At 66.7% G+C, this 378-nt stretch carries 1 protein-coding gene; it reads left to right on the top strand.

Going from position 1 to position 378, the window contains the following annotated elements; all coding sequences use genetic code 11:
* The coding region (locus EN786_RS36335) for a hypothetical protein (protein WP_135910078.1) at positions 1-332 on the top strand (332 nt) is incomplete at its 5' end.
* Between the last annotated feature and the right edge of the window lie 46 nt (positions 333-378).

Here is a 378-nt window from a genome sequence, read left to right as displayed (position 1 = left end):
CGATGACAGTCAGCGCCAATCTCCAGTCGCTGAGCTCCCATAATGCCGGCGGTTCGGCAGGCAGCGCCCAGGTCGATACCACAGGTGGCGTCACGCTCAGCGTCGACCCGGTCACCTCCACCACGGTGCCGGCCTCGGACACGACGGCCACGACATGGACCCCGACCTTCGCCACCTCCGGCGCGCAGACGATCGCGGAAACCGGCACCGCGACTGCGCTGACGGTGCCGGGCACATCGACGGTCGCGGTCAACCTGGACGGCACCAAGAGCGGCTCAAACCGCTTCTCCGCCGGCAACTACCAGGCAACCGTCACACTGCGCTGCGAATAGCCCTCTCGCGAAAGGAGCGGTCCTTGAGAACGATTGGAACCCTGGC

The organism is Mesorhizobium sp. M4B.F.Ca.ET.143.01.1.1, assembly GCF_004792275.1.
Classification (GTDB): domain Bacteria; phylum Pseudomonadota; class Alphaproteobacteria; order Rhizobiales; family Rhizobiaceae; genus Mesorhizobium; species Mesorhizobium abyssinicae.
The sequence above is the reverse complement of the archived record's forward strand: the minus strand, read 5'-3'. Positions and strand labels throughout refer to the sequence as shown.